This window comes from Bartonella sp. AS69XJJH (genome assembly GCF_042195585.1).
Taxonomy (GTDB): Bacteria; Pseudomonadota; Alphaproteobacteria; order Rhizobiales; family Rhizobiaceae; genus Bartonella.
On record NZ_JBHIOO010000007.1, the window covers coordinates 40,618 to 65,332 of the forward strand.

Genomic DNA, 24,715 nt, shown 5'->3' on the forward strand with positions numbered 1-24,715 from the left:
GAAGAGAGTTACATAAGGGATCAAGTTCGATTGTGAGCAGCCGATCTTTTTATAAACCAATGCTGATAGAAATCTTCATCATTGAGGACAGGGAAGAAGTTAAATTTTCAAACTGCTACACCATAAAGATCATAGGCGTCCGACTTTTCGATTTTAACGGTGACAAATTCACCAACACGCAATGGGCGTCGTGATGATATATGGACAACACCATCTATTTCTGGAGCATCGTACTGACTACGTCCTTTAGCAACTTTTCCTTGACTTTCATCGATAAGCACTTGAAGTCTTTTCCCAATTTTTTTCTTTAAAAGATGTGTAGAAATTTGTTGTTGTTTTGCCATAAAACGATGCCAGCGGCTTTCTTTCACCTCTTCAGAAATATTTTCTAATCCCAAATCATTTGCGGCGGCTCCTTTTACTTCTTCATATTTAAAGCACCCAGCGCGTTCAATTTTTGCTTCTTCTAACCATTCTAACAGGATATTAAAATCTTCATTCGTTTCACCAGGAAAACCAACAATAAATGTTGATCGCAAAGCAAGATCTGGACATATTTTCCGCCATTTTTCAATTCTACGGTTTGTTTTTTCCATAAGTGCGGGACGCTTCATGTGACGCAAAATAACTGGTGATGCATGCTGAAAAGGAATATCCAGATAAGGAAGAATTTTTTTTGCAGCCATAAGTTCAATAACTTCATCAACATGAGGATAAGGATAAACGTAATGCATACGTACCCAAATACCCATATCGCCTAATTCGCGACAAAGATCAAAGAATTTCGTTTTGATTGTACGATCTTTCCAAGAATTTTCGAGATATTTAAGATCAATACCATAAGCACTCGTATCTTGTGAAATAACCAAAAGTTCTTTTACACCCGCTTGTACGAGTTTTTCAGCTTCACGAAGAACATCGCTGATGGGACGTGAAGTGAGATCACCACGCAGAGTAGGGATGATACAAAAACTACACCGGTTAGAGCATCCTTCAGAAATCTTTAAGTAGGCGTAATGGCGGGGTGTTAAACGAATACCTTGGGGAGGAACTAAATCAAGAAAAGGATCATGAACAGGAGGAATTGCTGTATGAACAGCTTCTATAACACTTTCATAAGCTTGTGGTCCTGTAATGGCCAATACATTAGGATATGTTTGGCGAATGACATCAGGATCAGCACCAAGACACCCTGTTACAATAACTTTTCCATTTTTTTTGAGAGCTTCATCAATATTGGCTAATGATTCTCTCCTTGCCGAGTCAAGAAAACCACAGGTATTTACAATAACGACATCAGCTCCTTGATGTTGACGTGAAATTTCATACCCTTCAGAGCGAAGGCTTGTAATAATTCGCTCAGAATCTACAAGTGCTTTTGGGCATCCGAGGGAGACAAAACTAATACGAGGTGCTACCATGGTGATCCTACATTACTATGAAAGATTGAGTTACGTTTTTATTAACTTAAAAAAATAATGTTCTTTATTTTTATACCTATGCCATACAATCTGTTACAAAGTTATTTGATTTTTTTCTACAAAATTTTATGTGTTTTTATGCATGCATACAATTGTGTCTTATTATATCGTAAAATTCCGTCTTTGAGGACGATGATATAAGGCTGCTTCTTTCAAAGCATTCAAGTTATTTTATAAAGCACGTGGTGAATATTTTAAAGCTTACTTGTTACGCTTTGTGTAAGTGAAGGATATGGAGGGAAGGGAAAGTGAAACCCGCTCTATAAGGATCTTGGATTGTTTATGGACCGAATTGGGGGCAGCCTTTGGTTGTAGAGAGGAAGTCAATTGCGTGTGACACAATAAAAAATACTCAACAGATTCTTATTGCGATATCTATCGCGTACTATAAGGTTTATTTTTTAATATTTGCGAATAAGTCCAGTAAGTTTTCCTTGTATTTCTACACGCTCAGATTCGTATGTCCGTACTTCATAATGAGGATTTGCGGCTTCTAATGCAATAGAAGCTCCTTTGCGTCGATAACGTTTTAATGTAGCTTCTTTTTTATCAATAAACGCAACAATAATTTCACCTGTTATTGCTGTATTTTGACGTTTCACAATGATTGTATCTTTATCAAGGATACCAGCCTCCATCATAGAATCATCTTTAACTTCTAATGCGTAGTGCTCACCTATATTAACCATATCGTGTGGGAGAGAAAGGGTGTTGATTTGTTGCAGTATAGCAGAGGCGGGCACGCTCGCAGAAATACGTCCCATAATAGGAATGGTGATATTTTTTTTTTCTTCTTCATCCAAGTTATCAAGGTTACTCAAGCTTTTTGATATTTCCCTTTTATTTCTTTCTATTATACTAGGAGAAATTTTACGTGCTAAAGAAAGGCTAAATGTTATTTTTTCAGGGAGTCGAATCACTTCCACTGCACGAGCGCGATTGGGCAAACGACGTATAAAACCTCGTTGTTCTAAGGCTATAATGAGCTTATGAATACCAGACTTTGAAGAAAGTTCTAATGCATTTTTCATTTCTTCAAAAGAAGGAGGAACACCAGTTTCTTTTATATGGTTATGAATAAACAAGAGTAGCTCATATTGTTTACATGTTAGCATTCAATATTCCAATCAAAACAATAAAAAGTATTAAAGTAAAAATACATGTACATATAACACTTTTACAATTTTTTCTCGCAAAATAAAATTTATTTTCTTTATTTTTGATCTTATCAGTTAATGAATAAATCTGTTTATTTATAGATATATTTAAATTATTATTTATATACTATATAGATACATTAATATTAAATAATGTATAAAAATACTTTATAGCTCTGGCTGAAGTATCCAACACTAAATTTTATGACCAGTATTATCCTTTTCCTCTAAAATATATCTACGTATTTTGTAATTTCTGATATAAAAAAGTTAATTAGAAGGCAATTTATCAATAGCAGGAAGGATAGGCATTCTATATATTTAGAACACTCTATGGGTATTTAAAATCATTTTGCGCATTTCATATTATTTCTGCGTTTTTCTTAGTAAAATTATCTACAGCTATAATCGTGAGCATAATTTATAATCATTCGAGATATTTTCAATGAGACTAAATTTTGCTTCATGTTTACTTTATTCTATCGGAAAAATTGGCTTTTGTTATATATTTATTATGCATAAATAAACATCATACCTTATACAATATATTGATTTATAATGTTAATTTACTGTTTTGTATATTGAATGAGTGTCTCGAATAACGTAAGATTCTCTCATTTCAAGTCTGTTTATCTTGAATCAATCAAAATCATTTCCTTGCACGTCAAAAGCGGGATGAATCTGTGGATCAAATTTGTATAAGAAAGGACTAAAAATGGCTCTTATGAACCGTCTTAAGTGCCAAGGGCTGTCGCAACACTGGGGGCTGGCAAATATAATGATGGGGCCGGCTTGCTTCACAAAATGCCATTGTTTCTCATTGTCCCATTTTCAGGTCTAATGTGCCAACGCTATATACTATTTTCCTGCCCCCTAATGTTACAATAATTTTTGGTTCTTAAAAGGAGACATAAAAGGTATTTTCATTTCTTTTTTATAGTTTTATTCTCTAACTTGTGTCAGTCTAGAAAATGCTTTTTGTTGTTTCAATATAAAAAAGATTTGAAACGAGAGAAGCTTAGAGTATTTGAGGTCTCTCACTCAAGTAAGAAAATGATAAATTATTATAAATCAATATATTGTCTTATAAAGCTGTATTCATATTTGAAAACTAAAATATAAAGATACAAAAATAATATTATAGTAAAAGGTATTTTTTCTCTATTCATTATGCTCAGCAACCCATATGAAGGGAAGGGGGCGATTTCTTATAATTTTAGTGCTTCGAATCTATGCAATATTTTACAGTATTTTACAGTGAAATTTTTTCTTTATCGAAATTTCAAAAAGCAGACAAAGAGTACCTATACAATGATAAAAAAAGGGACAAAAACGGAAAATTATTGATAACTGAAGAAAATAATAATATTTTTCTCCAAAAGGTGTTGACCAAATGGAAAGTCAACCGTATGTTCCCTTCACTTTCTGCAAATTAGATAGTCTACAAACTAGATAACTTGTGTGAGAGCGCGTAGCTCAGCTGGTAGAGCAACTGACTTTTAATCAGTAGGTCCAGGGTTCGAATCCCTGCGCGCTCACCAAATTTAAATAATATCAATAGACTATACAAAATTTAAGAATCTTTCTTGTTGTGATTCTTTTTTTTCTTGATTCTATAGCCAGCCATTTTCGATCAGTTTTTTTTGGAATAGAGCGATGCTAGTTGTCTCTTGTCCAACAAAAAAGAGCTTTAAGCTCACGATACGTGTTGTACCTGCGTTGGCAGCACATGTGATTGCTAATTTTCTCAATCCGTAGGTTGTTTTTTTTAATACCCACTGCATTACATGATTCGCAAAACAAGTTGCTAAAATCACCACTTATTCACACTTTATATTATGAAATGACTCTTCTATAAGACTTTGATTTATTTAGTTTTTATTCTTTTTAACATCGAGTATAGTACATTTATTTCTTACGAAAATCACAAAATAGTTAACAATGTGTTAATTTCTTGATAAGAGGGGACAATTCAAGAGTGGTATATGCGTGAGGGGAATCATTTAAAAACGTAAATTCTTCCGTCGCGTACAAAAAGCGTGACGTGGTTTTTACAGTAATACTTAACAGAAATAAGTGGACTGAATAGATGCCTTCAAATAGAAAAAAGAATTTTACTTTTATGATTAAACCAACACTTCAATTGTTTTCTATGATCGTTATTTCTCAGTCACTGGTATCTTGTTGCGCAAGCCAAACTATGAATTTTTCAATAAAAGATTCCTATCATAATAAACCAATTAACGTAAACACTTCTGTACTACCTCAACAAGTATCCAATAAGAAGAATCAATCGGAAGAAAAAAAGCGTGGACGAGCTATTGTTGGTAAACCTTATCAAATAAAAGGAAAGTGGTATTATCCTCAAAGTGATCCAACTTATAAACGTGTTGGCGAAGCATCATGGTATGGTTCAGATTTTCATGGACGTTTAACTGCCAACGGTGAAATTTATGACATGAATCTTTTGACTGCTGCTCATCCTACACTGCCTTTACCTAGTTATGCTCGTGTTACTAATTTGAAAAATGGATCTTCAATCATTGTTAGAGTCAATGATCGCGGACCTTTTATGAAAGACAGAATCATTGATTTATCAAGGCAAGCTGCGGCAATACTGGGGTATGTAGATAGGGGAGTCGCAGATGTTAAAGTAGAATATATTGCTGAAGCACCCATTGGCTACTACGATGGTGCATATTTAATGGCCTCTTATACTCCTGGAAATGCTGCCCCATATTCATTAGCGTCGGAAAATATTTCGAAAAAAAGAGAAACTGTTTTGTTAAAAGATCAGCGCAATACAGGAAACAAAGAAGAATTAGCTAAAGTAACTGCTGTTGAACAGGAACAACGTAATAAAACTGTTGCAGTTAAATTGCCAGAAATTGGTCCTATCATGGTTGATAAGCCGATGCCATTCGATCAAGTTGCTTCTATAAATAAGCTAAACAAAAAAACAAAGGTCAATTGGTTACAACTGTTTTAAGAAAAAATGCGTTGATTTTTTATCTATATAATTTTCTAGTACAAAAGATAATAACTTACAGGTTTAGTGTAGGGGTTTCATCTTAAAGCGCGACTTTTTTCTGTAATAGCTTTTGCTAGATGAAGATAGATTATTGTATCGGCTCTGTTTGTGTAATCTCCAAAACAACTGCACAATCAATTTGAGAGGAATAAAAAGCTTAACAAGTAGAAAAATATTTTCTTTTGATTCGTCTTTGCATCTTTCTGAAGTATCCACGGTAATATCTGATGAAGAGATTATGCGTGCCCTCATGCTTTTGTTTATCATGTTCTTTAATGGAGTAAGTCCCTTCACGAAAAACAGATCCTCTCAAACAAAATACACTTACATTGCTAATTCACGTACTTATTTAAAAGAAACATACTTCAACACACTACAAGCCTATTTACGATAGCGCCCTGTGAATGGTATGACTGTAACGCCTTTAGACATCACTATCGTTATGCTCATGCGACATGAACTGCCACCATCATACGCTTTGCAAGCCTCCCATATTTTGTGCGATAATTCTTAACACTTGAGAGGTTGATAAGAAGTATTTTTACTCTCTTTTTTTAATAAATTTTATCCATATACGAATCCTCCTTATGATGCGTAATCAAGCGATTTGATTGAATTCAATATGAGAAGAAATATAACGAAATAATCTTACAGTATTTTGAATCAGACATGGAATATTATAATTTATGATAATAAATTCATGTACTACCAATATAAAACAACAAATAAAAAATCTTTTTGTCTCTCATAATTTAAAATATTAAACTTAACCTAGGTGGAAGAGAAAAAGTGCATCATAATAAAAATAAAATCTTTTCTTGATTATCAATAATTCCCCAATTTGCAGAAATAAAAAAGTTTTTTCCTATATAAGATTCTTTATGTTGATCTTTGGGATGGGAGGAGCAGCTATGTATATAATATTAAGGATCTTATTGACCTTATGGGGGATATTGGCATTTGACCCGCGAGGGAGAGCAGAAGATTTTCAAATTTCTGCATCACAATTGTTGTTACTTGATGATGATACAGGGACAATACTTTATGAAAAACAAAGTGACATTCCCTTTTTTCCTGCTTCATTAGCAAAATTGATGACAGTGGAAGTCGTATTTCATCATTTAAAGGAGGGATTATTAAAGAGTACGCAGAAATTCAAGGTCAGTGAAAATGCTTGGCGCAAAGGTGGAGCACCTTCCGGTACAACCACTATGTTTGCAAAGATAAAGACAGAAATCAGTGTTTCTGATCTTTTACGTGGTTTAATTATTATGAATGGAAATGATGCTGCTATTATTCTTGCTGAAGGAATATCAGGAGATGAGGCTCATTTTGCAAAACTGATGAATCAGCGCGCAAAAATAATCGGGTTATCTCAGAGTCATTTTGTTAATGCAACAGGGCTACCCGAAGAGGGACAGTTTGTAACCGTGCGTGATATGATTATATTAGCACGTCATATTGTTCAGGAATATCCGGATTATTATGCACTTTATCGTGAGCCTTATTTTACATGGAATAATATTTTTCAACGTAATAAAAACCCTCTTGTTTCTAAGGAACTTGGTGTAGAAGGATTTGGTTTTGGCTACAGCGGAAAAGAAGGTTTTTCAATGGTTGCCACCATTTCTAAAAATCATCGACGTCTTTTTTTAGCAATCAATGGTTTGCAAGATGGTAAAAAATATACAAAAGAAATAGAACGCATTCTTCAATGGGGAATGACGGCATTTGATCTCAAAACGGTTTTCACAAAAGAAGAAACGGTTGGTCGTGCTTCTGTTTATGGTGGTAAGAAAAACTTTGTTCCACTTATTGTTAAAAGACCAATAAGTTTTATGCTTTCGAATGAAAAAAAAGTAAATGTTAAAGCAAAAATTAAATATCATGGTCCATTGAAAGCTCCCATCGTGTTAGGGCAATCAGTTGGCGTTATTCAAATTTTAGAAGATAAAAAGGTTGTTCTGGAAAAACCAGTTTTTGCCGGAATGAATGTTCAGGAAGGAAGTTTCTTTGCAAAAGTAAAAAATGCATTCTATGAAATAACAATTGGATGGTTACGGAAATATTTGTAGTTACGCGCTAATAAGGTTAAGGTCATACGTGTCAGGTTATTTTATTACATTCGAAGGAGGGGACGGGGTAGGAAAAACGGTGCAGATTTCTTTACTTGCTGAGTCTCTCTCACGCCAAGGTTATAATGTTGTCACAACACGAGAACCAGGAGGAACGCCAGGAGCAGAAGCAATCCGGCATATTTTGTTGTCGGGGCAGGCGCAACAGTATGGACCGTTGATTGAAGCTGTTTTGTTTACAGCCGCACGTGTCGACCATGTGACCGAGGTTATTGCGCCTTCTTTGCAAAAAGGTAAAATCGTTTTATGTGACCGCTTTCTTGATTCTACACGCGTTTATCAAGGACTTAATGACACAGTCAACTCTTCTCTTCTTGCTGTTTTAGAGTGTATTGCGCTCAACGGTGTCTTGCCTCATTTAACATTTTTATTAGATATGCCAGCAATCTGTGGTATGAAGCGAGCAAATTTACGAAGAAAAAGAACAGAAGAAATTGATTATTTTGAAAAAGATCAGTTGGAAATTCAAGAACAAAGGCGTCAAGCTTTTCTTCAATTGGCCAAGCGGGAACCTCACAGATTTCGAGTCATTGATGCCACTGGCTCAGTGGAAGCTATTGCACATCAAATAAAAAATATTTGTCATCAGGCATTGTTGGATCAGTTTTCATGAGTAATGTAAATATCTTACGCCAATATGATGATATTGATACAATTTTATCACCATCCCAGAATAATGTTGTCTTTGGTCATGAGGATGTTCGTCATTTTTTGACACAAATGCTTAAAGAAGAGCGTTTGCACCATGCATTATTATTTGAAGGAGAATATGGGATTGGAAAGGCTACATTAGCCTTTCATCTTGCTTGGAACATTTTAAGTTCTCAACAGGGTGCTTTCTTGAAACCCGATCCTTATTCTACTCCATGGCGCCAAATTACACAAGGAAGTCACCCTGGTCTTTTGTATATTTCACGCCGATTTGATGTGAAAACGCAAAAGTTTAAAACCGGAATACTCGTTGATGATATTCGTGATATTATGCATTTTTTAAGCCGAACACCGCAAGATAATGGATGGCGTATTGTTATTGTTGATTCTGCAGATGATATGAATAGAAATGCAGCAAATGCAATTCTCAAAATACTTGAAGAACCACCTACAAAAACGTTATTTGTTATTATCACGCATTCTTCAGGAAAATTGCTTCCAACAATCCATTCACGGTGTCAAAAAATTTCTTTTCGTCCGTTGAATAACGATGAAATGAAAAAAGTTATTACACATATTTTCGCCAATCAGGATTTACCTGATGAGAAAACAATTGAAATGATTATTAAAAAATCTAAAGGAAGTCCTCGAAAAGCCGCTTTACTTATTTGCCATGGCGGTCTTGAAATTATTAAAACAATCGATACTCTCTTAGAGAAACCTGTTTGTAACGCAACGATTGTACATACTCTTGCACAAACACTTTCATCTGTTTCTTCTACATTCCCATTTCAACAATTTTGTGATGAAATTCTTAATAAAATTCAAAAAAAAGCTATCATGTTCGTTGAAAAGGGAGACTTATTTCTCTCAAAAAAATATGCAGAAAAATGGCAAGAGATTCATCAAGAAATAGAGGACATACAACTGTTTAATCTCGATAAAAAGCAGTTTGTTATTAACTTACTTTTTAAAGTTCATAAGATTATTCATGAGGATTAGTTTTTCCGTGACAATGTGATGAACAGACGTTATGTCATTATATCTTTTATTGATGGCGTTTTAAAACGAGTATGACATGCGTGACACATATTACATAACAACTCCCATTTTTTATCCTAATGGTGCTCCACATATTGGACATGCCTATAGTGCAATTGCAAGCGATGTCTTAGCCCGCTTTCAACGATTAAACGGAAAAAATGTATTTTTTCTTTCTGGTACAGATGAGCATGGTCTAAAGATGCAACAAACCGCAGCAGCATTAGGCATGACGCCTCAGCAACTTGCAGATCGTAATAGTGCTGTGTTTCAAAAAATGCTTGCAGTATTAAATTGTTCTAACGATGATTTTATCCGTACGACAGAAGAACGCCATTATCAAGCTTGTCAAGAAATTTGGAAAAAGATGGAAGCAAATGGCGATATTTATCTCGGTCGTTATACGGGGTGGTATTCGGTTCGCCAAGAAGCCTATTATGAAGAAAAAGATACGGAAATTGGACCAGACAATATCCGTCGTGAGAAGGAATTAGGCTCTCCAGTTGAATGGAATGAAGAAGAAAGTTATTTTTTTAGACTTTCTCATTATGAAAAGCCTCTTCTTGAATATTATGAAAAACATCCTGATTTTATTGCCCCATTTGAGCGGCGTAATGAAATTATAAGTTTTATCAAATCAGGTTTAAAAGACATCTCTATTTCACGCGCAAGTTTTAATTGGGGAATTGCTGTTCCTGAGAATCCAAAGCACGTGATGTATGTCTGGGTTGATGCGCTTACAAATTATCTATCAGCAATTGGTTTTTTCAATGAAAATTCAAAAAAACGTGATTTTTGGCCTGCAAATACGCATATTATTGGTAAGGATATTATTCGTTTTCATGCCATCTATTGGCCGGCATTTTTAATGTCTGCTGGAATTGAATTGCCTAAAAATATTTTTGCACATGGTTTTTTACTTAATCGTGGTGCAAAAATGTCAAAATCTGTTGGAAATGTCGTTGATCCTTTTGAAATGGTTGATCGTTATGGTCTTGATCAGGTCCGTTATTTTCTTCTCCGTGAAGTGCCCTTTGGACAAGATGGTAGTTATAGCCATGAAAGCCTTGTAAACCGTATTAATGCTGATCTTGCTAATGATCTTGGTAATTTAGCACAGCGCTCCTTGTCTATGATTGCCAAAAATTGTGATGCAAAAGTCCCGAAACCAACTTCATTTTTAGCTCAAGATAAACAACTTTTAGAACAATCTCTTCAAGTGCTTGAAACTGTACACCAAGCTATGTCTTCTTATAGTATGCATTTAGCACTTTCAGCTATTTTTTCAATTGTAGCAGATGCCAATCGCTATTTTGCCAACGAACAACCTTGGAGTTTACGTAAAAATGATCGAGAGAGATTTTCTACAGTTCTTTATGTAACTGTAGAAATCTTGCGGAGAATAGGAATTATGCTTTTGCCTTTCATACCCCAATCAGCAGCGAAACTTCTTGATAGCCTTGCGGTTGCTGAAAATGATCGGTTATTGTATCATATAAGTCATTCAGAAATTCAAGAAGGGCTTGATCTTCCACCACCAGAACCAATTTTTCCTCGTTATATCTTGAAGAAAGAAGACACTCATCATGTTGATTGATACACATTGTCATCTTGATTTTGAAGATTTTTCACAAGATTTGGATAATGTTATCCAACGGGCTTTAGATGCTGACGTTAAACGTATGATAACAATTTCAACCCATGTTCATAAGTTAGATAAGCTGTTAGCCATTGCACAAAGCTATGATCAAGTCTTTTGTTCCGTTGGAACACACCCCAATCATGCGCATGAAGAACAAAACATTAAAGCTGAAGAGCTTATACAGCTCTCGAATCACCCTAAAATTGTTGCGTTTGGGGAAGGGGGGCTTGATTACCATTATGATTATTCTACACCAGAAGAGCAAAAGAAAGTTTTTCAAGAACATATCATTGCTTCTCGAGAAACACAGCTTCCTCTTGTTATACATTCACGCAATGCCGATATCGATATGGAGAAAATATTACGTGAACAGACAAAAGAAGGAGCTTTTCCTTTTATCCTTCATTGTTATTCGTCTGGAATGCAACTTGCTCGTGCTGGAATTGAACTTGGTGGATATATTTCTTTTTCAGGTATTCTTACTTTTAAAAATGCACTTGAAATCCGTGAAATAGCAAAAATTGTGCCCCATGAGCATTTGTTAGTAGAAACAGATGCTCCATTCTTAGCACCTATTCCCCATCGGGGAAAAACAAATGAACCATCTTTTGTATGCTATACAGCAGCTATTTTGGCTGAAACAATTGGCTTAAGCATTGAAGAAACAGCTCAAATAACAACGCGTAATGCTTTTCGTTTATTTAGTAAAATGAAATAAGGCAAAAGATATGTGTGATCAATACCGATTTACAATATTAGGTTGTGGTCCTTCTCCAGGAGTACCACGACCCAATGGTGATTGGGGAACATGTGATCCGAATAACCCTAAAAATAAACGCTACAGAAGTTCTTTATTAGTTGAACGTATTAAACCTTCAGGAGACAAAACAACGATCGTTATTGATACAGGTCCAGATTTTCGCTCACAAATGATTGATGCGCGTGTAAGCCATCTTGATGCTGCTCTTTACACACATTCTCATGCAGACCATATCCACGGTATTGATGATTTACGCAGCTATGCACTTGCACAAAAATGTTTAATAGATATCTATGCCGACAGAGTTACACTAGAACATCTTAAAAGTGCTTTCGGATATTGTTTTCAAACACCAAAAGATTCATCTTATTCTCCCATTTTAAAAGAGCATCTTATCAATGAAGATAGCCAATTTATTATTCAGGGGCAGGGCGGAGCAATAAGCGTCAATACACATTTACAACACCACGGAAATATTCATTCCTTAGGTTTCCGGATTGGGAATGTTGCCTATTGTACGGATGTTAGTGAATTTCCTGAAAAAACTTTATCCAAATTAATGGATTTGGATGTTCTCATCATTGAAGCTCTTCAATTTAAACCTCATCCGAGTCATTTCTCTGTTGATCAAGCATTACAATGGATAGAATATTTAAAGCCAAAACAAGCAATACTCACACATATGGATAGATCGCTGGATTACAACAAGGTTGTAAATTATGTTCCATCCTATGTAAAACCTGCATATCAAGGTCTTACTTTTGAAACAGATGCGTAAGCTTATTATGCGCAATATTTTAAGTTAAATAAAATACTTTTACATTTATCCTTTATTTTATTTCAATTTTGACATATGTAGTGCTTTTTTATGTCGAAAATGAGGCTTTTATGTATAAGAATTTTAAGCGGGGTGTATGTATTGTGGTTTTAGCGGTTTCCTTGACAGCATGTGGAGGGCGGTTAGAAAAAAATATTTCAACAACAACAATACATGATGGATCAATGAGTTGTGCCGATATTCAACGGGAGTTTTTTGCTAATAAACGTCAGATTAATGATACAATTGCAGAGCGTTCTAAAGCAAGAAATAAAAACGTGGCTTTAGCAGCAGCAAGTGTTGTATTTGTACCTGCTTTGTTTTTTATGGATGTAAAATCAAACGAAAGTAATGAAATTTCAGCGTTAAATAATCGTAATGCTGTTTTGAGTGATCTTGCACGTATAAAACGTTGTAAAATAGTACAGTAATTTTTATTATTTATACGATGTAATTTCATTACAACTATTTTGGTCTTTGAGGAATATATCCTTAAAGACCAAATATTTTAATGTGCTGTTCAATTATTATCGCCATTTCTATAATTTAGTTTTAAAAGTGAATGTGCGATTATAAACATGATTTATATTTTAAAGGAGGCTTCCTTCCTTGTTTTTCTGTATCCTATTATCGCATAATATATATTATGGAACTTTATGGAAAGAGTATATCTAGCATTAGCGCTTTGAGGAACGTATGTTGGAAAACTGTGGTGAGCTACTTTGAAAAACTTTATGACCTTATGACCTTATGACCTTTTAAGTTAAGTAAGATTGAAAATTGATCCTGTTATCTTGGCTCGAAAATTTCAATCACGATGTTTTTTTATTTTTTACTCTTTTTAAAAAAAACATCACAATTTGTAGTATTATAAAAACTAAAAATAATATTCCATGAAATAATGGTACAAATGGCTGATAAATAAAATCGGAATAATATATTGTTATTGCTTCAATCAATGCTGCAATACACCACACAATGATACCCCATAGTGAATGCATCCAAAGTCCAACTAAGGCAATAGGATAGAGAATAGCCAATATAGCTGATGCAAATTGCCACTGCCAAGGCATAAGATCAAAACGCCATAGAATACCTGGAAAAACACCAACAAGACGTATCCAATAACAAATACCTAGGACTAAACAAATAAGTGCCAAAAACCGTAAATAACAGTTATAGATTAAATTAATTTTTGAAATCCGTTTGTGAGAATTATTTTTCACAATAATAACTCTTGCTCAACAGGTTGGAAGTAAGAATCCACCATTTCATCTGTCACATTTGAAAGTTTATCTGGCTGCCATTGAGGTTTTTTATCCTTATCGATTAACATAGCACGTATACCTTCATGAAAATCATGTGAATTAATCATATGATGTGCAATGCGATTTTCAATTTTCATACAATCTTCCAACGTCCGAGATGAATTTTGTTTCATTTGTTTCCAGATAACTTTTAAACTTATCGGAGAACGTGATAGTAAAATATCATAACATTCTTTAGCAAATAGAACACCTTCATTACCTTTTTTATGTAGCAACTCAAGACATTCTTCTAAGGTATGGGCACTAAAACAAGTGTTAATAATACAACGTATTTCATGACTCGTTTCATAATCTTTTGTAATTGCTCGCTCGTTTAAAGCTAAAGTAGGATCTCCTTGCTCAATAACAGCTTTTCTAATCATATCGAATTCAATTTCAGCAACGGCATGTGTTGCCAATCCTAAATTTAAGCAATCTCCCCACTTTATGCGTGCGCCCGTTAATGCAAGATAGATGCCAAAATGATTAGAAAGAGATGGTAAGAAAAAACTTGCACCGACATCTGGAAAAAATCCAATCGCACCTTCTGGCATAGCAAAAACAGTATTTTCTGTAACAATTCGATGCGAACCATAGAGAGAAATACCTACCCCTCCTCCCATCCAAATACCGTTTAAGAAAGAAATGTAGGGCTTTGAAAAACGTTTGATATAAGCATTTAAACTATATTCATCACTAAAATATTGACAAGCAGTGGCACTTTTTCCCATATGATAGATTTCTACAACATCTCCACCAGCACAAAAAGCGCGCCCCTCCCCTTCAATTAAGACACAAGAAACATCATCATCTGTTTCCCATGTCATGAGAGCTTTTTTTAAAGCTGAAACCATTCGTTGATTAAGAGCGTTTAATGCTGAAGGGCGTGTGAGCTTTATAATACCGGCACGCCCTTCTTTCGTAAAAGAAATATCATCATCTGCTCCAAAATCAATTTGCATCTTACACCCTTCTTCAAACAACTATTTTATTGTTTTTTTTATATTTTTTGCCCCAAGCTGAGGAAATATTTGCATGATTGCGCCAATACAATATATATAAATTCCTGTTACTGAAATTCCTATTTTAACCCAATAGGGAGCCTCTAGTTGATAAAAGAATGCAGAAACACCAAAAAAACACCATAAGAGAAAAATTGGAAAATTAATTCTACGTAAACGAAGTACTCTTACTGGATGGATAAAATAAATTGGCAAAAAAGATATAATCGCCGATAAAACAATAATGATAAAAGTAATCCACTCTCCTGGTCTTACGACAAAAAGCGTAAAAATCATCATATTCCAAACAACAGGAAATCCTTTAAAAAAGTTTTCTTTGGTTTTCATACGAGTATCTGCATAATAAATAGCAGATGAAATAACAATAATTGCACTCAATGAAAACGATAACCCTACCCCCATAAAACCACTTTGATAGAGTGCAAAAGCAGGAATTAAGACATAAGTCACGTAATCAATAATATTATCTAACAGCTCTCCAGACCATGTTGGAAGAACGTATTTAACATCAAGTTTGCGTGCAATTGGTCCATCTATACCATCAACAAGAAGTGCAAGCCCAAGCCAACAGAACATAGCTGTCCATTCTTTTCGAGAGGCTGATATAAGAGAAAGAAACGCTAAGAATGATCCCGAAGCTGTTAGTAAATGAACAGAAAAAGCCTTTGCTTGTGGCATTGTTACTTTTTTATGGCGTAATAAGTTTGCATTTGTTTTGATTTTCTTTGTTAGTTTACGTTTCAAGGTTTTCTTATCCTCGTTTTTAAAGTCTTCAACCATCTATCAATACGCCATTTCTTACCGATGATATAACTCAGCATTTAAAAAAATCATAAAAAGGTTACTTTTTTATATCGCGTTATTTATTACATACTATAATAGGAGAGGTTCATATAATAAAAAGAGAGTGATTATTTGGAAATATTAAAATATTTTTTCAATGGATAAAGGTTCAAATTGTTGTGATATTTGAAAAGAAAGAACATAAAGATATTGCTGTTATTGGTGCAGGTCCTGTCGGAATGTTAGCCGCACTGAGTCTTGCACATGAGGGGCTTTCTGTTTTTCTTGTTGGCCCCCCTGCTCACACAGATGAGTTGCGAACAACTGCTCTTATGATGCCTGCAATACGCACGCTTCAAAAACTCAATATTTGGAATAATATTCAAAAACATGCTGCTGCTTTATCTTATATGAGAATTGTAGATATAACTTCTAGAATTGTGCATGCTCCTACGGTGCATTTTTCTTCTGCTGAAATTGGTGAAAAAGCTTTTGGCTATAATATACCTAATGTAAAATTGAACAGTGCTTTAGTTGATGCGGTTACACGTACGCCTAATATTACAAGATTTGTTTCTGCAGCCAAATCTTTTCATCATACAAAAGACCATGTATGTATTACTCTTGTTGATCGTAGAGTCATTCAAGCACCACTTGTTGTTGCAGCTGATGGACGTCACTCTCTTACACGTGCCGCAGCAGGGATAAGTGTCAAACAGTGGAATTATCCACAAAAAGCACTTGTTCTCAACTTTTCTCATGAGTTTTCTCATCAAAATACATCAACCGAATTTCATACAGAACATGGTCCATTTACACAGGTTCCTCTACCAGGGCGAAGATCTAGTCTTGTATGGGTCGTTCGTCCTTCTCGTGCTGAGGAATTATTGAATATAGAACCAAAAGAAATTGCAAAAATGATCGAAAACCAAATGCAATCAATGCTTGGAAAGCTAAGCTTAGAAACATCAATTCAAGTATGGCCGCTTTCAGGACTTCTTTCTCATCATTTTGCTGCTAATCGAACAATTTTAGTGGGTGAAGCCGCTCATGTTTTTCCCCCTATTGGGGCACAGGGATTGAATTTAGGGTTTCGTGATATCCAAACTTTGATTGATATTTTACCCAACAAAATATCCAATTCTAACTCTGAAATGATTGTTGCGCATTATAACAAATGCCGCAAACCAGATATATTAATCCGCAGTGGAGCTGTTCATACACTTAACTCTGCTCTACTTTCTCACATGTTGCCTGTTCATATGATACGAAGCGTTGGGCTTGGTTTGTTACATAGTTTCTCACCATTACGTAATTTATTTATGCGCGAAGGAATGTATCCCGGTTATGGATTCAAGGAAATTATGCAAATATTTCCAACAAAATCATCTAAACAGCTCTACTGAGTAATAATGGATAATAACGTAAACTAAACAAATAATAATAAGTTCATAAGGTATCAATAACCAAAGAAATAATTATTTTAATAATGTGTTCTGAACGTAAATTTATTCAGTAAAAACACAATATTCTAATATACATTTTCTTATATAAATATTTAAGAATGTTTTAGAATTTTGTCTTATGCATAACTAAAAGGAATTTTTTAATTTTTTTAAGAATTAATATAATTCAGAGTATCTATAACAGTTTTTGTAAAAAAATATAATAGAGTATTCATTTTATTAATTTACGTACTTGTTTTAAGGTAACATCTTGAACCTAAACTTGTTTCACAATGACACCCCGTTAGTGGTATAACTAGAAAACTATTAAATATTATCATTTTTATGCTTATAAAGAGATAAGCTGGCGCCATTATTATATTTATCATCCTCTAATATTTAACCCCCCTTATATTTGGGAGTCTTTCTAAGAGGTATTATTTATTCCTTTTACCATAAGCCAGCTCCTTTTATGATGTATGAATGATCTTAACTGATTCAGAATAAAACAGATTTGAAATGGAAGAATTATACGATTTTTGCGATGCTTATTTAATATATAAAACAATGAGTCACCATTATAAATCTATGTGTTATCAATGAGCAATAATAAGCGATATAATCGCTCTATTGTTTAATATTGCATTTTGAATCATATCTATTACTGATGTGGAAAATATTTTTGTTCTTTTTAATAAAACATGTATAAGTCATATTAATATAAATCATTTTTTTATTAAAAATTATTATATATATTTAGCATACTGATATGAAATATAAAAAACTTAATTATAGACTACAGATGAAATTGTAACGATATCTTGCTAAATCATATCTGTTAAATTTTGCACTATAAAGCAAATAAAAAATAATAATGTTTTGAAATAGTTATTTATAACATTAATTTTAACAAGAAAATAAATAATAAAAAACATTTTTATTTAATCAATAGATTTTCAAAATTTTTTATCATTAAGTATAATATTAAAAATAAAATCATCTTGGGAACTTGTTAGTAACACAGAGGTTAATGAAGTGTTGTTTCAACAAATGGTGACAAGATGAAACTAAACAAATTTTTGAAATTAAGTATTTTTTTTATAATGATTGTATGTGTCTCGTTGACAGTCACTACTTCAATCAGTGAAGTTTTTCATCTTCCTTATTGTCAAACCTTTACCTATAGCTCTACTCAAAATGTCACTAAAATAGGTCAAAACTCATTTACTGCTTCACAAGTTAAAAATTGTCTTATGCAAAACGGTTTTGAGAATATTAAACGGTTACGTCTAGATGACAAAGGCATCTGGCGTGCTTTAGTAAAATTTAAAAAGTCACATTTTTTCGTATCTGTTGACTATTCAGGAACAGTTAGCATTCAAAATGAAAGAAAAAAATATGATTGATTTTAAAACTTACAGCAACGTTTCTTTTCATAGCTGTAAGAAAAAAAAATTAAAAAAGTACTGCCATTCTATTAAAGAATTTGCTTTTATTGGCGGTTTAAATGGTAGCATATCAGGAGCTATCGCAGCAACTCTTGCAGCTTATGGTTATATTGCTCTTCCAGGATTTGGTCCAGTTATCGCAATGGGTATAGGAGTAGCACTTTCTGTTGGGATGATAATAGGAGCACTGATAGGATCAGGAATGGGAGGGAGTGTCGGTATATGCTGTATTTTATGGGAAATTTATATGGATCATAATAATTCTTTCTCTTATAAATTTCATAATGAATAGAATTTTTTCGTTATTTTTTCTATGAAAAACAATTAAATCATCAACAAATTATATGCTCTGTTTTTTGATAAAATAATTATCTATTATAAATGAAATAATATCTAACTTATTAAAATTGCTTTATTACACCTCAAAAAGTAGCTTTTTTAAAGCATCTCTTGAAGAAATGTAAGCGAGATATAATTATCAATATATGAAAGCTATATTTTTTATAGATCAAAAAATGAGAGTTATGTTCAGAACTTATATAATTTATTTGCTCTTTCTAAGAACTAATATTTCTATGTAAATTATTTTACTTAAATTTAAGAAACTTATAAATATTTTTATAGATAAAATTTATTTAAAGATAAGTATAAAGGTATTTTATGAAAAAAATATTATTATCATTATTGGTTTTTATGGCATTTTTAATTCATAAAAATTCTGCATTAGCACTATCAACACAAGTAAATATTTATAAACTAGAAAATAATAATTCAAAAAAGGCTATTGGTAGCATTAAAATTGAAGAAACCACATACGGTTTGATTTTCATCCCTAATTTATCTACTTTATCAGAAGGGATGCATGGTTTTCATGTGCATGTAAATCCTTCATGTGATACAAAAGAGGGTGTCATTGGTGGAAGCGCAGGTGGACATTATGATCCGGAACATACCGGAAAACATTTAGGACCTTATAATGTCAATGGTCATCTTGGTGATTTACCAGCACTTTATGTTGATAAGCAAGGATATGCCACGATGAGCGTTCTTGCTCCACGATTAAAAAAAATCTCTGAAATTAAAGGGCGCTCTTTAGTCATTCATTTAGGGGCAGATAATCAATCAGATAAACCATTACCGCTTGGCGGAGGTGGTGCGCGTTTGGCGTGCGGTATTATTGATAAATAAAGAGAGTATTATGGCAAACTGTGACAGTACACACTCCCTTTACCATAAGATGTGAGAGAAATTTATTTTTTTTAATCTATTGCAAGAAATTGAGTAAACTGTGTGGGTGTTTTATAAAATTAATGTTTTTTTGAATGTTCACTTCGGATAACAAAAAACTTAATAATAATCAAAGCGAACAGCAATGAAAATTAAAGAAATAGTATTATAAATTCTCCATAAAGAAGACTTCAATATGAGGAAGTAATATTTTCAATGCTTGATGTAAAAAAAGAAAAAAGTTGAATTTCACTCTCTACAATAGAAAATTTGTAATAAATTATAATTATTAAGTCTAGTATCTAATGGAATCACGCCCCACGCACAAAATAGAACGGGTCTAAAACAGAATTTTTACTCTTCCCCTACTCAACCCTACTCATGAGATGCACGCAAACAATTTTGATTGATAAAATATCAATATAAGATCGTTTGAAAAGACAGCCCCCTCATTTAAGTTTAAAAAAAGACTAATTATCATTATAAATCAATATGTTATATCAATATAATAAGTCAAATAAAATAGTTAGAATAATTTTTTATCACTCTGAAAAAGAGCTTTTAACCAATAGAGTCTTTTTAAAAATACCCCTCATGGATACATATGATCCCAATCTAGTGGACGCATCTCGCCAGTTTGATAAAATTGACGAATGAGCTTAATATAATCAAGAAAATCTTTGTTTTCTTCCACTAATCTATTAGCAGTATCCCAGTCAATATCACTACGTTCTTTGGCAGGAATTAAGATCTCACTCTCGGAAGAGTTTTCCTTATTGAGTCTTATAAATCCAATTCCATGCAAACTTGAAAGCATTCGAAGCTCTTTTAATGTATCAACCCCTTCAATTTCACTAGCAACTAAATAACTCAAATTAGCCCATGAAGAATTACTAACTGTTTGAAAAAATGCTTTTCGTAAATTTGAACGATTGATGAGAATTTTTACTTCAAAAGACCAAAGCTTCGTTTTTTTATCAAAATATTGCAAAACACAATCTTTGATTTCACGATTCCATTCACTGCTTAAATCTTGCATTCCTACGAGATCTGGATAAAGCCATTTATTTCCGCCTGCACCATGTTTATTACGAGAACATTTCTCATTAATGCGCTTGCTATAAACTGCAAGCTCTGACCATAAAAATTTAGATAATAATGGATAAAGATTATGCTCTTTAACAGAGCTACCTTCTTCTGTTCTACTCTTTGCATTGTCCTCTACTGCATCAATTTCAGCACTATCTGTTTGTTTAGTAAAATAATATTGCCGTGGTCGTCCTTCAGTGATTTTAATTTCTGAATAACGCTTTTGTAACTGAGGGCGTCTTGCTCCTATTTCAGCAACAACTTGCTCCTATTTCAGCAACAATTTGCTGAATAAGGGCTGCATCACTATTAAGAGGAGTAATTATTGCCGTTGAATGCTTTTGTTTTTGACGGCATTTATCTGGATAATTTTCAAATATCCATTGAGCAATTTCTCGAGCTGTAAATTTTGTTGTCGGGTTTTGCTTTAAAAAATTAAAAACAGTGTTTGTTAAATTCAAAGTCATATGTAAAACAATCTACTTTTATCCTCTAGATATTTCATTATATTCAGGCTTTTTAAATAAAAGAACAATAAACTATTTAAGTTTTTTAAAAAAAGCATATTTATAAAATTACCCAATAAAATTAAAATATTTTTTTGAATTTGTGGCTATAAACTCAAAGATCTTTTCACATAAGGAAAGTAAGATTGCACTTTTATCAAAAATTGTAAATGTGCTAAAAACTCCCATAAAAAATCATAATCTTGTGTAACTTTTCTATACATTTTTCCTTTTATTTTAATGTTGTTAGAAAAAATATTAATTTTCTGATTTAAGAAATCCCTAATATTTTTAAATTAATGATGCGATAGTGCAAAAAATTAAAAATAATTATTCAAACATTTGATTGGACCTCACATCCGTCAATTAAAAAACTTATGTATTTTATTTTTGAAACGAAAAGTTATGAGCTCTCAAGTATAGATTCTGCAATGGTAAACTCTGCACATAAACCTTCAAAACTACTATTTGCTTTAATAGCATCATGGGGAATAAGAACATAATACCATTTTTTACCGCCATAAGTAGCCGCATAGCGCGTTGCATGACAACACCATTGAACTGCAGCTTCTCTCTTTTTTAAAACAATAGGATTTTGCATTTCAGAGGCTTTTTTAGGCTCACAAAGATACTTGACATCCTTCGTTTCTACAACAAAGTCCGGTTCATAAGTTGATCCTTTATCATATTCTATTCTGAAAAACCCCCGAGCAGGTTTCATCCATTTCAATACTTGTGCATCATCCTCTAATATCTGAGCAAATCGTAACTCGCCTTCTACTGAATCAAACTTTTGTAAAGGATAACAGCATTTTCTAAAGCCGCTGAATACAAGTTTCTTAATATCGCTTTTAATGGCAGGAATATTACGAAAATCAAGAGGAGATGTCCCTTGCGGTAACACATAATGGATAGGCGATAAAGTTGTAAAACCCCGTGTCACTTTAACCTCATAATCTTTTTGCGTTTCCCATTGATGCTCTCTTAATTGCGCAACAATAAAACTAGTAAGCTTATGCTGATAGTGAATTAATACGTTCTCAACGGCTGCATCATTGGGTAAATAAGATCGGAAATGTTCTACTATCTGACCTGCTAATTTTCGTAATAAGAGCGTATGGTTATCATAATCGACAAAGTCATTATCAATCAAACCACGAATGATGTAATTTTCGAGATAAGGCTCTTTGACATATTCATTCTTAGATGTGAGAAAAATGCTTTTATGGGTACGCAATTCTCGAATTAAAAGTTCTTTACTAACAGATTGCAAATTTAAGTTTTCTAAATTTTCCAAATCAAAATCAGAAAAACCATAAGTAACCTCACGCGAAGGAATGAGTACAATATTGGGAATATCTATCATCAATTCTGCTAATTTTTTTGTCAAAATTGTAACCACTCTTGATACAAGAGACTTTTGTGATGAAGGCTTAATATTCATAACTTTATTAGCAATTTTTTCTTGTATCGGTGCAGAATAAAGCATTTGAGAACTTGGCAATTTATCATTCTCTTTGATAAGATCCCACGCGATCGCTGCAATATCTTGCTCTTCAGGCGTTAATGTAGGAGAATCTGTATTACGTAATATAATACCTTGTAAATCAGATGCTCCATTTATATCGGAATTGCGTGTTACCATCGTTTGCATCAATAAAGCTTCTACTTGACATGGAACCGTCACAATATCTGACTTTTCAGAGGGTACATCCCCCCCTCTTCCAATCTCAATATGCTTTTTTATAATTGAGTTTGGATCGTTTGCACGATCAATAATATCTTGAAAACGATCATGCGCAATAATTGTTAAACGATCAATAGCTTCCACGCCTGTTCTATACCCATAAGGCAAACGCAATCCGCGCCCAATTGTTTGCTCTGTTAAAATTTCTGAAGCCGATGCACGCAACGGTACAATAGTATAGAGATTAGTAACATCCCACCCCTCCTTTAATTTATTAACGTGAATAACAATTTCTGTTGGCTCATGAGGATCCTCAATCGCAATAAGTTTTTGAATATTTTGATCTTCTTCTATATTTGACTGTTTTGTATGAATCTCTAAAACTTTTCCCTTATAAGCCCCTGCGAAAAATTCATCTGATTCCAATAAATTCCGTAGTTTTTGTGCATGATTTGTATCTTGAGCAACAACTAAAATAAAAGGCTTAACGAACTTTTTGTTATAATCTTTTGCATAGACAATTAAATCTGCTTTCACATTTTCATGGGCATGAATTGCATCTTGTAATTTGATATGTTCTAATTGCTCAGATGTATAATTTTGAGGTTGAAAATCTTTACGTGTAGCAACAGCAGGTTCTTTTACAAAACCATCCCTCATAGCCTCTGCAAGTGAATAACTATAGACAACATTTTTAAAATCTACGGGTTTTGCACCTATTGTTTTTGGTGTTGCTGTAAGCTCTATTCCTAAAACAGGCTTTAACTCATTAATTGCTGCTGCACCAGCAGAAGCACGATAACGATGTGCTTCATCCATTAACAAAACTAAATCAGGAAGATTTGCGAGATAATCAAAATAACTTTCGCCAATCGTCTCTTGTAAGCGTTTAATCCTCGGAATACTAGATTTTAGTGCGCCTTTTTTATTATCTGTTGTATTAATTTTAGAAATATTAAAAATATTGATAAAGGCCGTATCTCTATTCTCAAACAAACACTTTTGTCCTTGAAAAGGGTGTTCATCAGCACGAATACCTTTACCACTTTCATAATCTTCACCTGTAATAATAACGGGTCTATTGGCAATAAATTCACTCATTCCACTGAAAACATACTTCGAACTTTGGGGACTAAAATCCTGTTTTAACTTTTCATAAATAGTCAAATTTGGCGCTAAAACAAAAAAATGGCGACTGCGACCTGTTAAATAAAGATAGCTGATAAAAGCACCCATCAGTCGCGTTTTCCCAACACCCGTTGCTAAGGCAAAACAAAAAGAGGGAAAGTTTCGTTCAAAATCTTGTACAGAAGGATAAAGATTTTTTACCACTTCTAACTCTGCAACCAAATCAGCATTTTTAGAAAGTTCTATATTTTCTAAGATTTTTACCAAAATATTTAAAGATTCACGTTGAGGATCACGTAACGATAAGCGAGCAGAAATCCTTTTTTCAACAGTGTTCATAAAAAACTCCGCTTTTTAT

The 24,715-nt window shown here is 33.4% G+C and carries 20 protein-coding genes and 1 tRNA gene; 13 read left to right on the top strand and 8 right to left on the bottom strand.

The annotated features are described in order from the left end of the window. Positions 1–107: 107 nt before the first annotated feature. Complete coding sequence (rimO, locus tag ACFIK6_RS04935; RefSeq protein WP_375677430.1) at positions 108–1,421, bottom strand: 30S ribosomal protein S12 methylthiotransferase RimO; 1,314 nt, start codon at positions 1,419–1,421, stop codon at positions 108–110. A gap of 461 nt (positions 1,422–1,882) precedes the next feature. Beyond that, entirely contained in the window at positions 1,883–2,596 is a 714-nt protein-coding gene (gene lexA / locus ACFIK6_RS04940) for a transcriptional repressor LexA (RefSeq protein ID WP_375642034.1), read from the bottom strand. 1,507 nt (positions 2,597–4,103) lie between these two features. Here lexA and ACFIK6_RS04945 point away from each other — a divergent pair. The 9 genes from ACFIK6_RS04945 (at position 4,104) to ACFIK6_RS04985 (ending at position 13,146) form a co-directional block, all read left to right on the top strand. After that, positions 4,104–4,179 (top strand) — tRNA-Lys (locus ACFIK6_RS04945). 548 nt (positions 4,180–4,727) lie between these two features. Further along, positions 4,728–5,627: a septal ring lytic transglycosylase RlpA family protein gene (locus ACFIK6_RS04950; RefSeq protein ID WP_375642033.1), complete on the top strand. Its 900-nt coding sequence runs from the start codon at positions 4,728–4,730 to the stop codon at positions 5,625–5,627. 953 nt (positions 5,628–6,580) lie between these two features. Beyond that, the gene (locus ACFIK6_RS04955) at positions 6,581–7,744 is read left to right on the top strand and encodes a D-alanyl-D-alanine carboxypeptidase family protein (protein ID WP_375642032.1); all 1,164 of its coding nucleotides are present in this window, start codon (positions 6,581–6,583) and stop codon (positions 7,742–7,744) included. Between the two features lie 28 nt (positions 7,745–7,772). Next, positions 7,773–8,417, top strand: a complete 645-nt coding sequence (gene tmk, locus ACFIK6_RS04960) for a dTMP kinase (RefSeq protein ID WP_375642031.1) — start codon at positions 7,773–7,775, stop codon at positions 8,415–8,417. Beyond that, positions 8,414–9,457: a DNA polymerase III subunit delta' gene (locus ACFIK6_RS04965; protein WP_375642030.1), complete on the top strand. Its 1,044-nt coding sequence runs from the start codon at positions 8,414–8,416 to the stop codon at positions 9,455–9,457. Before tmk ends, ACFIK6_RS04965 begins: the two co-directional genes overlap by 4 nt. Before the next feature lie 76 nt (positions 9,458–9,533). Continuing rightward, a complete protein-coding gene (gene metG / locus ACFIK6_RS04970; RefSeq protein WP_375642029.1) occupies positions 9,534–11,093 on the top strand; it encodes a methionine--tRNA ligase in 1,560 nt (519 codons plus the stop codon). Continuing rightward, positions 11,083–11,856, top strand: coding sequence for a TatD family hydrolase (locus ACFIK6_RS04975; RefSeq protein WP_375642028.1), 774 nt, complete (start codon positions 11,083–11,085; stop codon positions 11,854–11,856). Before metG ends, ACFIK6_RS04975 begins: the two co-directional genes overlap by 11 nt. A 10-nt stretch (positions 11,857–11,866) precedes the next feature. Further along, positions 11,867–12,676 (top strand): MBL fold metallo-hydrolase, encoded by an 810-nt coding sequence (locus tag ACFIK6_RS04980; RefSeq protein WP_375642027.1) that lies wholly within the window; start codon positions 11,867–11,869, stop codon positions 12,674–12,676. A gap of 110 nt (positions 12,677–12,786) precedes the next feature. Continuing rightward, positions 12,787–13,146, top strand: coding sequence for a hypothetical protein (locus tag ACFIK6_RS04985; protein ID WP_375642026.1), 360 nt, complete (start codon positions 12,787–12,789; stop codon positions 13,144–13,146). A 381-nt stretch (positions 13,147–13,527) separates the two neighbouring features. Here the strand turns inward: ACFIK6_RS04985 and ACFIK6_RS04990 are convergent, their stop codons facing one another. Genes ACFIK6_RS04990 through pcsA form a run of 3 tightly spaced genes read right to left on the bottom strand, consistent with a single transcriptional unit; the run spans position 13,528 to position 15,824 of the window. Next, positions 13,528–13,941 carry a DUF6163 family protein gene (locus ACFIK6_RS04990; protein ID WP_375642025.1) on the bottom strand — a complete coding sequence of 138 codons (414 nt, stop codon included), beginning with the start codon at positions 13,939–13,941 and terminating at the stop codon, positions 13,528–13,530. Next, entirely contained in the window at positions 13,938–14,984 is a 1,047-nt protein-coding gene (locus ACFIK6_RS04995) for an enoyl-CoA hydratase/isomerase family protein (RefSeq protein ID WP_375656708.1), read from the bottom strand. Before ACFIK6_RS04995 ends, ACFIK6_RS04990 begins: the two co-directional genes overlap by 4 nt. 21 nt (positions 14,985–15,005) lie before the next feature. After that, a complete protein-coding gene (gene pcsA / locus ACFIK6_RS05000) occupies positions 15,006–15,824 on the bottom strand; it encodes a phosphatidylcholine synthase (protein WP_375677431.1) in 819 nt (272 codons plus the stop codon). 182 nt (positions 15,825–16,006) lie between these two features. Here pcsA and ACFIK6_RS05005 point away from each other — a divergent pair, with 182 nt between their 5' ends. From ACFIK6_RS05005 to sodC, 4 genes are all read left to right on the top strand, one after another. Beyond that, positions 16,007–17,233, top strand: a complete 1,227-nt coding sequence (locus ACFIK6_RS05005; protein ID WP_375677432.1) for a UbiH/UbiF family hydroxylase — start codon at positions 16,007–16,009, stop codon at positions 17,231–17,233. Between the two features lie 1,100 nt (positions 17,234–18,333). Further along, positions 18,334–18,678, top strand: coding sequence for a hypothetical protein (locus ACFIK6_RS05010; RefSeq protein WP_375642021.1), 345 nt, complete (start codon positions 18,334–18,336; stop codon positions 18,676–18,678). Then, entirely contained in the window at positions 18,656–19,012 is a 357-nt protein-coding gene (locus ACFIK6_RS05015) for a hypothetical protein (protein WP_375642020.1), read from the top strand. The genes ACFIK6_RS05010 and ACFIK6_RS05015 overlap by 23 nt, the downstream gene beginning before the upstream one ends. 368 nt (positions 19,013–19,380) lie before the next feature. Further along, the gene (sodC, locus tag ACFIK6_RS05020) at positions 19,381–19,908 is read left to right on the top strand and encodes a superoxide dismutase [Cu-Zn] SodC (RefSeq protein ID WP_375642019.1); all 528 of its coding nucleotides are present in this window, start codon (positions 19,381–19,383) and stop codon (positions 19,906–19,908) included. A 631-nt stretch (positions 19,909–20,539) separates the two neighbouring features. Here sodC and ACFIK6_RS05025 read toward each other — a convergent pair. From ACFIK6_RS05025 to ACFIK6_RS05035, 3 genes are all read right to left on the bottom strand, one after another. Next, positions 20,540–20,986 carry a hypothetical protein gene (locus ACFIK6_RS05025; RefSeq protein ID WP_375642018.1) on the bottom strand — a complete coding sequence of 149 codons (447 nt, stop codon included), beginning with the start codon at positions 20,984–20,986 and terminating at the stop codon, positions 20,540–20,542. A gap of 301 nt (positions 20,987–21,287) precedes the next feature. Beyond that, on the bottom strand, positions 21,288–21,503 hold the full coding sequence (locus ACFIK6_RS05030; protein ID WP_375642017.1) for a hypothetical protein: 216 nt from the start codon (positions 21,501–21,503) through the stop codon (positions 21,288–21,290). A gap of 442 nt (positions 21,504–21,945) precedes the next feature. Beyond that, positions 21,946–24,696, bottom strand: a complete 2,751-nt coding sequence (locus ACFIK6_RS05035) for a DEAD/DEAH box helicase (protein ID WP_375642016.1) — start codon at positions 24,694–24,696, stop codon at positions 21,946–21,948. Between the last annotated feature and the right edge of the window lie 19 nt (positions 24,697–24,715).